11 protein-coding genes are annotated in these 12,974 nt (G+C 55.3%); 6 read left to right on the top strand and 5 right to left on the bottom strand.

From position 1 onward, the window contains the following. Window position 1: 1 nt before the first annotated feature. The 3 genes from E2H98_RS16180 to E2H98_RS16170 all read left to right on the top strand — a co-directional run bounded on the left by E2H98_RS16180 (window position 2) and on the right by E2H98_RS16170 (window position 4,007). On the top strand, window positions 2-1,240 hold the full coding sequence (locus tag E2H98_RS16180) for an ABC transporter permease (RefSeq protein ID WP_198325155.1): 1,239 nt from the start codon (window positions 2-4) through the stop codon (window positions 1,238-1,240). Window positions 1,241-1,265: 25 nt separating this feature from the next. After that, complete coding sequence (locus tag E2H98_RS16175; RefSeq protein WP_133590711.1) at window positions 1,266-2,603, top strand: sigma-54-dependent transcriptional regulator; 1,338 nt, start codon at window positions 1,266-1,268, stop codon at window positions 2,601-2,603. Window positions 2,604-2,672: 69 nt separating this feature from the next. Next, a complete protein-coding gene (locus E2H98_RS16170; protein WP_198325154.1) occupies window positions 2,673-4,007 on the top strand; it encodes a sensor histidine kinase in 1,335 nt (444 codons plus the stop codon). Window positions 4,008-4,014: 7 nt separating this feature from the next. On the opposite strand, the gene thpR is transcribed toward E2H98_RS16170, so the two are convergent. From thpR to guaB, 5 genes are all read right to left on the bottom strand, one after another. Next, window positions 4,015-4,608 carry an RNA 2',3'-cyclic phosphodiesterase gene (gene thpR, locus E2H98_RS16165; protein WP_133590709.1) on the bottom strand — a complete coding sequence of 198 codons (594 nt, stop codon included), beginning with the start codon at window positions 4,606-4,608 and terminating at the stop codon, window positions 4,015-4,017. A 56-nt stretch (window positions 4,609-4,664) separates the two neighbouring features. Beyond that, window positions 4,665-5,126 carry a tRNA adenosine(34) deaminase TadA gene (gene tadA / locus E2H98_RS16160; protein ID WP_198325153.1) on the bottom strand — a complete coding sequence of 154 codons (462 nt, stop codon included), beginning with the start codon at window positions 5,124-5,126 and terminating at the stop codon, window positions 4,665-4,667. A 7-nt stretch (window positions 5,127-5,133) separates the two neighbouring features. Then, a complete protein-coding gene (locus E2H98_RS16155) occupies window positions 5,134-5,574 on the bottom strand; it encodes a GNAT family N-acetyltransferase (protein ID WP_133590707.1) in 441 nt (146 codons plus the stop codon). Between the two features lie 9 nt (window positions 5,575-5,583). After that, complete coding sequence (gene guaA / locus E2H98_RS16150; RefSeq protein WP_133590705.1) at window positions 5,584-7,161, bottom strand: glutamine-hydrolyzing GMP synthase; 1,578 nt, start codon at window positions 7,159-7,161, stop codon at window positions 5,584-5,586. A gap of 182 nt (window positions 7,162-7,343) precedes the next feature. Continuing rightward, window positions 7,344-8,810, bottom strand: coding sequence for an IMP dehydrogenase (guaB, locus tag E2H98_RS16145; protein ID WP_133590703.1), 1,467 nt, complete (start codon window positions 8,808-8,810; stop codon window positions 7,344-7,346). A gap of 141 nt (window positions 8,811-8,951) precedes the next feature. On the opposite strand from guaB, the gene xseA reads away from it, so the two are divergent. The 3 genes from xseA to E2H98_RS16130 all read left to right on the top strand — a co-directional run bounded on the left by xseA (window position 8,952) and on the right by E2H98_RS16130 (window position 12,947). Further along, on the top strand, window positions 8,952-10,292 hold the full coding sequence (xseA, locus tag E2H98_RS16140) for an exodeoxyribonuclease VII large subunit (protein ID WP_133590701.1): 1,341 nt from the start codon (window positions 8,952-8,954) through the stop codon (window positions 10,290-10,292). Window positions 10,293-10,309: 17 nt separating this feature from the next. Next, window positions 10,310-11,140, top strand: coding sequence for a peptidoglycan DD-metalloendopeptidase family protein (locus E2H98_RS16135; protein WP_133590699.1), 831 nt, complete (start codon window positions 10,310-10,312; stop codon window positions 11,138-11,140). A gap of 196 nt (window positions 11,141-11,336) precedes the next feature. Beyond that, a complete protein-coding gene (locus tag E2H98_RS16130; RefSeq protein WP_133590697.1) occupies window positions 11,337-12,947 on the top strand; it encodes a methyl-accepting chemotaxis protein in 1,611 nt (536 codons plus the stop codon). Window positions 12,948-12,974: the final 27 nt, after the last annotated feature.

Raw genomic sequence — 12,974 nt, 5'->3', positions numbered from 1 at the left:
AATGAATATGTTTCTCGAATGCCGCCCTATCCTGTCGGCCCTGCTGCGTAACAAAACCGGCGCGCTGCTGATTGCCCTGCAAATCGCCCTGACCCTAGCCGTGCTGTGCAACGCGCTGTATATCATTGGCGATCGGCTGGAAGTGGCCAAACGGCCAAGCGGTGCTATTGAAGACGAAGTGTTTTTGACTCGCGTGGTGCCATTCCGCGAGATTACCAACGTCAAGGATATGCAACTTGCCGATGAGGCGGCGCTGCGCGCGATTCCCGGCGTTAAATCAGTAACCTGGACCAATCAGGCACCATTGGCACGATCGGACTGGACCACCGGTCTGGCGGTCGACCGCGCACAACGCAACGAAACGCTGAACGCCGCGCAGTACATCATTCCCGGCTCCTTAGTCGATACACTCGGATTGAATCTGCTTGAGGGCCGGGAGTTTCATCAGAACGAAATCATTGACGTCAACCCGGATGATGGCAGCTTACCAGAGCTTAACAGCGTCATACTGTCATTGGCCGCCGCGAAGAAAATGTTTCCAGAGACCAGCAGTTTTGTCGGGAAAACCATTTATTGGGGCACGGGTGATGAAGCTCCGGCGCTAACCATTGTTGGAATTGTCGAAAAACTGCAAAGCCCACATGCACCGGTTGGTGAACAAGCCGAATATTCCATGATTCTGCCTGCGCGTTTTCTTCAGGGCTATTCCCAATACCTGGTGCGCACAGCCGCAGAAGATCGCGCCAAGGTCATGGCCGAGGCGGAAAATGTGTTGAGCACTCTCCGCAATGATAGGGTGGTGCTGTCAACTCGCGGCATTGATGAGTACCGGGAAAGCCGTTATCGCGCAGAAAATGCACTGTCGAATATGCTGCTGACGGTCACGGGTTTGATGCTGCTGATCACCGCCAGCGGTATCGTCGGCATGGCAACGCTGTGGGTCAATCAACGCCGTAAACAAATTGGTATCCGTCGTGCGCTCGGTGCGATGAAGCAGGACATTCTGCGCTATTTCATCACCGAGAATTTATTGATCAGCGGCTTTGGCATTCTGCTTGGTGTGGGGCTGACCTTGTCGCTGAACCATGTGCTGGTCAGTGTCATGGAGTTATCACGGCTACCGCTGATGCTGCTCGCCTATGGTATCGTTACGCTCGTTGCGCTCGGCGTTATCGCGGTGCTCGGCCCGGCCTGGAAAGGCGCCAGCGTACCCGCCGCCGAAGCAACCCGTAGCGTATAAATAATTCCCGGAGAGTGTGCAGTCGATGCCGACCATTTTGATTATTGATGACAATGAGTCGGTGTCGATGGCACTCGATGTGCTGCTATCGCTGCACGATATCGAATCCATTTCGGCAACCACGCCTGCCGCCGGTTTGCAGGCATTGCAAGATCACAGCATCGACCTGATTATTCAGGACATGAACTTCTCGGCCGACACCACCTCCGGTGATGAAGGCCGGGAACTGTTCCGCTCGATACGCGCCTCTTTTCCGGACATGCCGATCATTCTGCTGACCGCTTGGACCCATCTGGAAACCGCCGTTGAATTGATCAAAGCCGGCGCTGCCGATTACCTGGCCAAACCCTGGGATGATCATCGGCTGCTCGCGACAGTGGAAAACCTGCTGGAACTCAGCCAAAGCACACGCGAGCTGACTGAACGCAATCGCGCCGACAGAAGACGGCAACACGAATTGCGCACTCGCTTTGATTTACGCGGTTTTGTATTTGCCGATCCAACCACTGAACGGGTGCTGACGCTGGCGACGCAGATTGCCAAAGCCGACGTGCCGGTGTTGATTACCGGCCCCAATGGCGCCGGCAAGGAACGCATTGCTGAAGTGATTCAAGCCAATTCTTCGGTAAAGTCCGGTCCTTTCATTAGCATCAATTGTGGCGCGCTGCCAAACGAATTGATCGAAGCCGAATTATTCGGTGCGGAAGCCGGCGCCTACACCGGTGCCAACAAGGCACGCGAAGGCAAATTCGCCGCCGCCGACGGCGGCACGCTTTTTCTTGATGAGATCGGTAACCTGCCGCTATCCGGTCAAATCAAATTGCTGCGAGTATTGGAAACCGGCCGCTTTGCCCGCCTCGGCTCCAATCGCGAGCAACAGGTAAAAGTGCGCATCATCAGCGCCACTAACGCCGATTTGCCGCAGATGATTCAGGCCGGGCAGTTCCGCGAGGATTTGTATTACCGTTTGAACGCCATTGAAGTGTATCTACCGCCGTTAGCCGAGCGGCCCGGCGATATCCTGCCACTGGCTGAAAACTTTTTACCAAACGGTCGACGCTTTGATGATTCGGCACGCAAAGCGCTGTTGAAACACACCTGGCCCGGTAATGTTCGCGAACTGAAAAACAGCATCCAACGTGCCTGCCTGCTGAATCCGGAGCAACCAATTTCCGCCGCAGACTTGGGCTTGAGTGCGTTGAACGCCGCCGTGCGCAGCAGCGACAATGAACCGGACAAGACCACCATCGAGCAAGCCTTGGCACAAGCCAATGGCGTCGTCAGTCGTGCTGCATCAAGCTTGGGGTTGTCACGCCAGGCGCTGTATCGGCGCATGGAGCGCTTTGACATTCAACGCGACTGATTCCCACACATATACAGCAGAGAATCCAGCGCTTAGAATCCGTTGAAACGCCTACGGACCATTTTTCTCTTGCCGTCACACGCCACGACCCAACAAAAACTGATTCGACGCACGCTTGTCAGGCGCCTGTTCTGGCGCCTGTGGTTATTTGCTGCGTTCATTTCGCTGTTGACCGTCGCGCTGATGCAGTTGCCATGGCCATTGGCTCTCACGTTGCCGCTGTTACTGCTCGCTTCCGCACCGGTTGCGTATTGGTTAGGCCGTCGCATTCTGCAGCCAATACATTCGTTGTTTCGTGCACTGGCAGGGACAGTGACCAGCTATCGCGACCACGATTACAGCTTCGGCATACATTGGTCTTACGATGATGAACTGCGCCAGTTGATCGATGCCCACAACGCGCTGGGTCAAACGCTGCGCGAGCAGCGCCTGCAACTGGTGCAGCGCGAACTGCTGCTCGACACCATGGTACAGAACACCCCAGTGGCGATGGCACTGGTCGGCAGCAACGGTCATTTTGTCTACGCCAATAATTCGGCGCGACAATTATTGAATCAAGGTCATCGACTGGAAGGCATCGCGCTGAACGATTTGCTTGCCCGCAGCAACGAGGCGTTTCAGGAAGCATTCCGGCAGAATGGCGATGGCATTTTCACCGTCAATATCGACGACAACGAAGAAATTTTTCTGCTCAGCCAGCGCGCCTTTCAATTGAATGGTCGCCCCCATACGCTGATCTTGATTCGCCAGTTGACCGCTGAGTTGCGTCGTCAGGAAGTGCAAACCTGGAAAAAGGTCATACGCGTGATCAGTCATGAACTGAACAATGCCTTGGCGCCGATCGCATCACTCGCCCACTCCGGCCAAGAACTGGTGCGCCGGCAGCAATATCAACGATTGGATGCGATATTTGAAACCGTCGCTGAACGCGCACGGCACCTCGAACGTTTTATTCTCGGTTACGCCCAGTTCGCCAAACTGCCGAACCCGAAAAAAGAAAGTATCCGCTGGCCGGCGTTTATCACGGGATTACAACAACAATCAGCCTTTCAGCTTGATGGCGAACTGCCGGACAGTGAAGCCTCATTCGATCCGGCGCAACTCTCGCAAGCCCTGTTGAACCTGCTGAAAAATGCCCAGGAATCTGGCTCGCCGGATGATGAAATCAAACTCAGCCTGCAACGCCAGGGCAATCACTGGCGTATTGATATCATCGATCGCGGTAGCGGTATGAGCGACACGGTGCTGGCCAATGCTCTGGTGCCGTTTTATTCGACCAAACGCAGCGGTACCGGTTTGGGCTTGGCCTTGGTGCGGGAGATCATCGAAGCGCATAACGGCAAACTGAGTTTTGCCAATCGCGATCAAGGTGGCTTGCGGGTAACGATACGTTTACCGGTTTGACACCGAGTCAGTTTTGCAATGGCCAGCGCGCCAGATGGCGATGCACGGTTTTACCGAGCAAGCTGTGTACCAATACAAACTCAGTTGCTTGCCAACGAATGGGCTCAATGGTTTGTTCAGCATGACGCATACAGCCTTGCGCCGGATCGCCGTAGAGTATCGTCACATGCGGCGTGAAATTCGTCGATGGTTTGAAACGCGGAAGATAGCGAGCAAGGCAGCGCAGCAATTGCTGTTGCAAGCCACGTAGCGCTTCATTATCGCCACCGGTCAGCACCAGCATCGGCTTGCGCGGATTGCTGTCAAAGCAGCTGACTTTATCCAGCATGACTTCAACCGGTGATGCTGCCAGAATCTCTCCAGCACTGATAGCCTGGCGCAGGGTTTCCGCCGGTAAACCGGGAAAATCGCCGACGTGATGCAACGTCAAATGTAGCCGCTCGGTGCGGACAGCGCGACCATTGATGCCAGAAGACTCACACACTCGATGCAATTGCGAGGAAATATTCGCCGCGACATCCGCTGGTGGAAACAACGCCAAAAACAAGCGATCGGTGGCAGGTTTGGCCGGTTCAAAACCCATCAAGGAAATTTGTTGCATTCAGCATCTTTCCTAAGTAATCGGCGCAACCGCTGCTATCACTACCGTCGCGCCAGTTAGCGACGTTTGTTCTGAAAAAACTGGGTCAGCAGTTGCTGCGCTTCGTCGGCCAACACGCCCGGCGTCAACTGACAAATATGATTGAGCTGTGGATGCCGCAACACCTGCAACACACTGCCGCCGGCCCCGGCCCGTTTGTCATGGGCGGCGAACACTACCCGTTTGACTCGCGCCTGCAGTAATGCACCGGCACACATCGGACAGGGCTCAAGGGTCACATACAGTGTGCAATCATTGAGCCGGTAGTTACCACGATGCTTGGCGGCAGCGCGCAACGCGATGATTTCGGCATGAGCGGTAGGATCATTCATGCGGATTGGCTGGTTATAGCCTTCGCCAATTACCTGGCCATCGGCGACGAGCAGCGCGCCAACCGGCACTTCGCCTATCGCCTCGGCCTCGCGCGCCAATTGCAGCGCGCGTTGCATGAATGGCAAATCGATATCGACGTCAGTCATCGCCGATTTACTTCAGCTCTTCAATAAAGTGAAACGCCGAAATATGCATCTGTTCGCGGAAATAAAACTTGTGGGCCTGGGTACGCTGTGTGCCGCTATCGAGCGCAAAGACGTTGCACCCGAGATGACGGGCGATAGCGCGACAATGATCGAGCAATTGTTTGCCGACACCGCGTGAACGCAGCGATTCATCGGTAATCAGATCATCGACATACAGAAACAAACCGTTGACGGTGTTTTCATAGCAGCGCCATACGGCGACGCCATGCACCTGCTGCTGTTCAGCGGCAACGGCCATACGGCCACCGCCAACGAACACCCTTCGCATCGTACCGACATAATCGACCGGCAAATGCGGACGCAATTGCCGATGCACGCTTTCCGCTTTTGCCAACCACTCCGGCTCCAGCAATTTGCCTTCGCGGTCCGTGATATCAATGACTGCCATGACGAAATCTTATTCCCACTCAATCGTTGCTGGCGGCTTGCCGGAGACATCGTAAACGACGCGAGAAATGCCTGGGATCTCGTTGATGATGCGATTGGAAATGGTTTCCAGCAATTCGTAAGGCAGGTGCGCCCATTTCGCGGTCATGAAATCGATCGTTTGCACGGCACGAATGGCGACAACGTAATCGTATTTGCGGCCGTCGCCCATGACACCGACGGATTTAACTGGCAGGAACACGGCAAAGGCTTGTGAAGTTTTGTCATACCAATCGGCTTTGCGCAGCTCGTCGATGAAAATGGCATCGGCTTTACGCAGCAGATCGCAGTATTCTTTTTTCACTTCACCGAGCACGCGCACGCCCAGACCCGGTCCCGGGAACGGATGGCGGTAGAGCATGTTGTAAGGCAAGCCGAGTTCCAAACCGATTTTGCGCACTTCGTCTTTGAACAATTCGCGCAGCGGCTCAACCAACTGCATTTTCATGTCTTTCGGCAGGCCACCGACGTTGTGGTGTGATTTGATCACATGCGCCTTGCCGCTTTTGGCGCCGGCCGATTCGATCACATCCGGATAAATGGTGCCTTGCGCCAGCCATTTGGCGCTGGTCAGTTTCTGTGATTCTTCCTGGAAGACATCGACAAACAACTTGCCGATGATTTTGCGTTTTTGTTCCGGATCGGCAACGCCCGCAAGCGCCGACAGAAAACGATCTTCGGCATCAACGCGAATGACTTTGATGCCGAGGTGTTCAGCAAACATCGCCATGACCTGATCGCCTTCGTGCAAACGCAGCAGACCGTGATCGACGAATACGCAAGTCAGCTGTTTGCCAATGGCTTGATGCAACAACACCGCCACAACAGAAGAATCGACACCGCCGGACAAGCCGAGAATCACTTCATCACTGCCGACCTGGGCACGGATATTTCTAACCGCTTCTTCGATGATATTGCTGGAAGTCCAGTTCTTTTCGCAGCCGCAGATGTCGCGAACAAAGCGTTCGAGTATGCGCATGCCCTGATGGGTGTGGGTCACTTCCGGATGAAATTGCAAACCATAGAAACGGCGGCCTTCGTCGGCCATGCCGACAATTGCACAGTTGTCGGTTTCAGCGATGATTTCAAAAGCCGGTGGTGCTTCCACGACTTTGTCACCATGACTCATCCAGACATCGAGTTCGCCGCGACCACTCTCGTTGATTTTGTCTTCAATGTTATGCAGCAAATCGCAATCGCCGACGACACGAACCGAGGCGTAACCGAATTCGCGTTTGCCACCGCCTTCGACGCGACCACCGAGCTGTTGCGCCATCGTCTGCATGCCGTAGCAAATGCCGAGCACCGGTACGCCGAGTTCAAACACGACACTGGCGGCGCGCGGCGTCCAGCTTTCAGTAACGGACTCGGGGCCACCGGACAACACGATGCCGTTCGGGGCAAATTCGCGGATGGCTTTTTCTTCGGCATCCCAGGGCCAGAGTTCGCAGTAAACGCCGATTTCACGAATGCGGCGGGCAATCAATTGCGTGTACTGACTGCCGAAATCCAGAATCAGGATGCGGTGAGCGTGAATGTCTTGGCTCATGATCAAACCTTAAAAAAGCGGTTGAAGATGGCGGGTTCCAATGTGGAGCCTGCGAAAAACGTTTGGCTTGTTACCGCATATAGCACAGCAAAGCTAAGCTGATTGATACGCCGCAACACGGTTGCCAACCTGAAAATAAAAACGGGACTGCTCAGCAGTCCCATCAAAAACTTCACTCGTTGTCAGTCGACCCGGTAGTTCGGGGCTTCTTTGACGATTTGCACATCGTGAACATGGCTTTCGCGCATGCCGGCGGATGTCACTTTGACGAACTCGGCCTTGCTACGCAGGGTCTCGATGTCCTTGCAACCGGTCAAGCCCATGCAGGAGCGCAGGCCCCCCATCATCTGATGAACGATGGCAACCAGCGAGCCCTTGTACGGCACCCGGCCTTCGATACCTTCCGGCACCAGCTTCTCGGCATCGTTCGTGCCCTGGAAATAACGGTCGGCAGAGCCATTGCGCTGCGCCATCGCACCGAGCGAGCCCATGCCGCGATAGCTCTTGTAGGAGCGACCTTGGTAGAGCTCAACCTCGCCCGGCGCCTCTTCGGTACCGGCCAGCAATGAACCAACCATGACGCTATGAGCTCCGGCGACCAGCGCCTTGCACATATCGCCTGAGAAACGGATGCCGCCATCGGCAATCAGCGGAACGCCGATGTCTTTCAGCGCTTCGGCAGCACTGGCGACGGCGGTGATCTGCGGCACGCCGACACCGGTAACGATACGCGTTGTGCAAATCGAGCCGGGTCCGATACCGATTTTGACGCCATCAGCGCCAGCATCAACCAGCGCCATGGCGCCGGCGGCCGTAGCGACGTTACCGCCGATGACCTGCACGCCTGGGTATTTTTTCTTGACCATGCGCACCCGGTCGAGCACGCCTTGCGAATGACCATGCGAGGTGTCGACCAGAATGATGTCCGCACCGGCATTGACCAGCAACTCAACGCGCTGATCGGTATCGGAGCCTGTACCGACGGCCGCACCGACGCGCAGATGACCAAACGCGTCTTTGCAGGCATTTGGCTTATCAGTGGATTTCTGTACGTCCTTGACCGTGATCAGGCCTTTCAAGTGGAACTGGCCATTCACGACCAGCACCTTTTCGATGCGGTGTTTGTGCATGACGCCGAGCGCGGTCTTGATGTCGGTGCCTTCCTGCACCGTGACCAGCCGCTCTTTCGGGGTCATGACATTCGAGACCGGCTGGTTCAAATCGGTTTCAAAGCGGGTGTCGCGACTGGTGACGATACCGACCAGGTTCGGGCCTTCGACGACCGGCACACCGGAAATACCGTTCTGCTCGGTGATGCGCTTCAACTCGGCCAGCGTCGTGCTTGGCGTGACCGTGATCGGATCGTTGACGACGCCGCTTTCGAATTTCTTGACCTTGCGCACATGCGCGGCCTGCAATTCCGGCGGCAGGTTCTTGTGAATGAAGCTGATGCCGCCTTCCTGGGCCAGCGCAATAGCGAGGCGCGCTTCGGAAACGGTGTCCATCGCGGCGGACACCAGCGGGATATTCAGGGTGATTTCCCGGGTCAATCGGGTTTGCAAATCGGCTTGGTGGGGAAGTACAGTGGAGTGAGCCGGCACCAACAGTACATCGTCAAAAGTCAGTGCTTCGCCAACGATACGCATAATGGAGCTAAAACCTCGCGGTAGAGCAAAGCGGGATTATACCTGCCAAAATCTTGAACGTGAACCGCACTGCAACACAAAATATGGTCCATCCGCTCCACCCGCAACCGGCCTCAATGCCGCCAAAGAGACACCAAGCCAGCAATGCAACAACGCCAAGTCCTGACCGTCGGTGAATTAATGAGCCGCGCCCGCCGCCTGCTGGAAGGCGAATTTGGGCTTATTTGGCTCGAGGGCGAAATTTCCAATTTCAGCAGCCCCGGCTCCGGTCACTGGTATTTCTCGCTGAAAGACAGCCAGGCCCAGGTGCGCTGCGCGCTGTTCCGCAACCGCAATCAACTGCTGTCCTACCGACCGAAAGACGGCGACAAGGTGTTGATCCGGGCCCGCGTCTCGCTGTATGAACCGCGTGGTGATTTTCAGTTGATTGGCGAATACCTCGAACCGGCTGGCTTCGGCGCTTTGCAGCAGCAGTTTGAAATGCTGAAGCACAAGCTGCAGGCGGAGGGTCTGTTCGATGAGGAACGGAAAAAACCGTTGCCGGCTTTTGTGCAAACGCTTGGCGTTATCACCTCGCCGACCGGCGCCGCCTTGCATGATGTGCTGTCGGTATTGAAAAAGCGCGCACCGCAAGTGCGAGTGATTATTTACCCGGCTATGGTACAAGGCAAAGAGGCAGCACAAACACTGATTGACGCACTGGCGACAGCCAATCGCCGCAACGAAGTCGATGCGCTATTGCTGACCCGTGGTGGCGGTTCGCTGGAAGATCTATGGAGCTTCAATGATGAGGCACTGGCGCGGGCAATTACCGAAAGCCAACTGCCGATCGTTTCCGCTGTCGGTCACGAAGTCGATTTCACCATTGCCGATTTTGTTGCCGATCAACGGGCACCAACGCCTTCGGCTGGTGCTGCTTTACTGAGTACCGATCAGCAAACGATGGCGCTGCAAATCGGCCACATCGCCCAGCAGTTCCAACGCAAGCTGCAGCAATTGCTGCAACACAAGCGACAACAGCTTGCGCATCTGCAAACCCGTTTACGGGCACCGGAATTCCTGTTGCAGCGACATCAACAGCGCGTTGACGAATTGCGCCAACGCCTGCAGCGCGCCAGCCTGCAAACCATTGCGCAGCGCCGCGAACGTCTGCAACGCTGGCAGTCGATGTTGCAACAACTGTCTCCGCGTCAGCGTCTGTTGCAACGCCGGGAAAAACTTGATCAATTACAACAGCAATTGCACCAGCACTATCGGCAACAATCGCAACAGCGCCGTATGCAATTGAAAAACCTGGTGCAACAACTGCATCAAATCAGCCCGCTGGCGACGCTGGCACGCGGTTATACGTTGACCCGTGTTGCTGAAACCGGCGTTTACTTGCGTGATGCCAGTAAACTTTCCGTCGGCACCCGAATCGAAACGCTGACTTCCTCGCACCAGATCGACAGTCAGGTCGTTGCGGTTAGGCCAAGAAAACCCTGAAATTTTTTGAGAACTCGATGAAAAACGCTGCAAAAACTTTCGCCGCTGTCTGCGTGTTATTGATTGGCACTTGTCTGCAGGCCAGCGGTTTACCACAAGACTCCCGGGTGCCAGGCGGCGTTGCCGTGCTCGATATCGCGCCAGCCAGTCAACACAAACCGGACTTGCGTTTTCAGCAACAACCGGTGCTGATACTGAGCCATCAACAACGTTGGTTGGCTGTCGTCGGTTTGCCGTTGTCATTGACTCCGGGCAACCATGCCTTGACCGATAAAGATGGGGCATCGGTACTGCAATTCAGCGTTGCTGACAAAGCCTATCCAACGCAAACACTGAAAGTGGAACCGAAATACGTCGAGCCGCCGCTGGAAGTGCAGCAACGCATTGCGCGCGAATCGGCGTTGATGCGTACAGCCTTCGCCCGCTTTTCCGAGCCATTGCCATCCAGTCTGGTGATGCGCAAACCCGCCGAAGGGCCGGAAACCAGTGCCTTTGGATTGCGCCGTGTGTTCAACGGCCAGAGCCGCAATCCGCATAGTGGTCTGGATATTGGTGCGCCGCTGAATGCGGAAGTGGTGGCACCACTGGCCGGGAAGGTAGTCGTCACCGGCGATTTCTATTTCAATGGCAACACGGTCATTGTCGATCATGGCGGCGGCCTGCTGTCATTGTTCTGTCATCTAAATGTCATAAATGTCCGCGAAGGTCAGCAGCTGGAGACGGGCGAGCTGATTGGCCGGGTTGGTGCAACCGGTCGAGTTACCGGTCCGCACTTGCATTTCTCGGTCAACCTGACCGGCGCCCGTGTCGAGCCAAGTCTGTTTTTCCTTAAAGAAACTGGAAAATAGCCCGATAACTTCTACGCTTTGGGAATAAAAAATCCCCAGTCGTCATTGCAGAACATGCGCCGCTGACGAGTCGGCATGCGAAGTCAGAGCAAACGGTTGTGCCGTGCGGCCCCTCCTCTGATCCCCGCTATGCGATTTTTCGGCGACGCCAACAACAGTGATGACGAGCATGATGAACGTAGAGGAGTAAGGCCTTATGGCTACGGCGAAGTCCAGTATTGGTCGCAAGTTCCTGTTCCTGATTGGCGGCGGTGTTGGCGCGCTCGCCGTCGTCGCGATTGTAGGAGCCTCGATCCTTGGCTCCTACATTCACGACCTGTCCTTGGCCGCGACACTACAAAAAGAAAGTGCGCTACTGACCAACCATTTCAGCACCGCGATTCAGGAATGGAAAAACGTATTGCTGCGTGGCGCCGACGCCAGCCAGCGAGAAAAGTATTGGTCGCAGTTTCAGGACGAAGTAAAAGACTCTCATCGCCAAGTCAAAGCCCTAAATGTCAACCTGGAAAAACTCGGATTGACGTCGGTCATCAATGAACTGCAAAAGTTTGACAAGCAATTGACCAGTGCCGAAGCTCGCTATGAAAAAGGCTTTCAAGTGTATGTCTCTTCCGGCAATAGCGCCCCCGCCGCTGATGCTGAAGTCAAAGGAGTAGATCGCGGCGTCAAGGAAACCCTGACCAGCTTTATCGAAGCACTTGACAAAGAAATCGCCGCCATCGAAAGCCGCTCTCAAACCAGCATTACGATTATCATCAGTTTGATAGTCGTCATCTCAATTTTGACGCTGATTGGTTTGCAGATGGCCGTCAATCGCAGCATTGTTCAGCGCGCCGCCAGCCTCAATGACCAAATGCAAACGTTATCAACCGGTGATCTACGCAAACGCGTTGATATGGTCGGTGAAGACGAGATTGCCGAGATTGCCCGCGAGTTGGAAAACTTCCGCCAATTCGTTGCCAACCTGACCGCTCAAGTCACCGAAGTGTCGCGTGAATTGCAAACTAGCAGTAGCGCCGTCAATCAAGGCGCGCAACAAATTGCCAGCAATGCCAGCGAAGGCGAACACCAGATCCACCAGGCTGCTTCAGCGCTGACTGAAATGGCGGCAACGATTCAGGAAGTCGCCCGTCACGCCAACCAAACCGCTGAGCAAACCGAACATGTCGCAACCGGCACTGAAACTGCGCTGGCGCAAATGGTTAAGTCCTCGGGCATCTCGCAACAGCTCGCCAATGAAATGGCATCGGCCGCGCAAATCGTTGCGCAGTTGCGTGATGAAACGAAGAACATCGGTCAGGTGCTTGACGTCATTAAAGGCATTGCCGAACAAACCAATTTGCTGGCGCTGAACGCCGCGATTGAAGCGGCGCGTGCCGGTGAACAGGGCCGTGGCTTTGCAGTGGTGGCCGATGAAGTACGTAACTTGGCGCAGCGCACTCAAGAGTCGACCAGCGAAATTCAGCAAATAATCCAGAACGTTCAGGTCGGCGCCAACAATGCGGCCAATGCCATGGAACATGGCAACCAACGCTCACGTGAAAGTGCCGAGCAAAGCGAAAGCGCACGCCAGGGTTTGGCCTCGATTGCTGACTCGGTCACCGGTATTCGTGACATGAATACCCAAATCGCGACGGCGGCTGAAGAGCAGAACTCGGTGGTCACCGAAATCACCCGCAACGTCAACGCCATCGCCGATGGCGCCAAGGAAAGCGCCAATGCCGCCCGCAGCGGCGCCAACACCGCCAGCAATCTGTCGACGCTGGCTACGCGCTTGAATCAGATGATTGCCAATATCAAAGTTTGACGTTGCACTTTAATGGACAAGAAAAAA

The organism is Permianibacter aggregans, assembly GCF_009756665.1.
GTDB classification, from domain to species: Bacteria; Pseudomonadota; Gammaproteobacteria; order Enterobacterales; family Permianibacteraceae; genus Permianibacter; species Permianibacter aggregans.
Note: the sequence above shows the minus strand (reverse complement) of the source record. Positions and strands in the feature narration are given on the sequence as shown.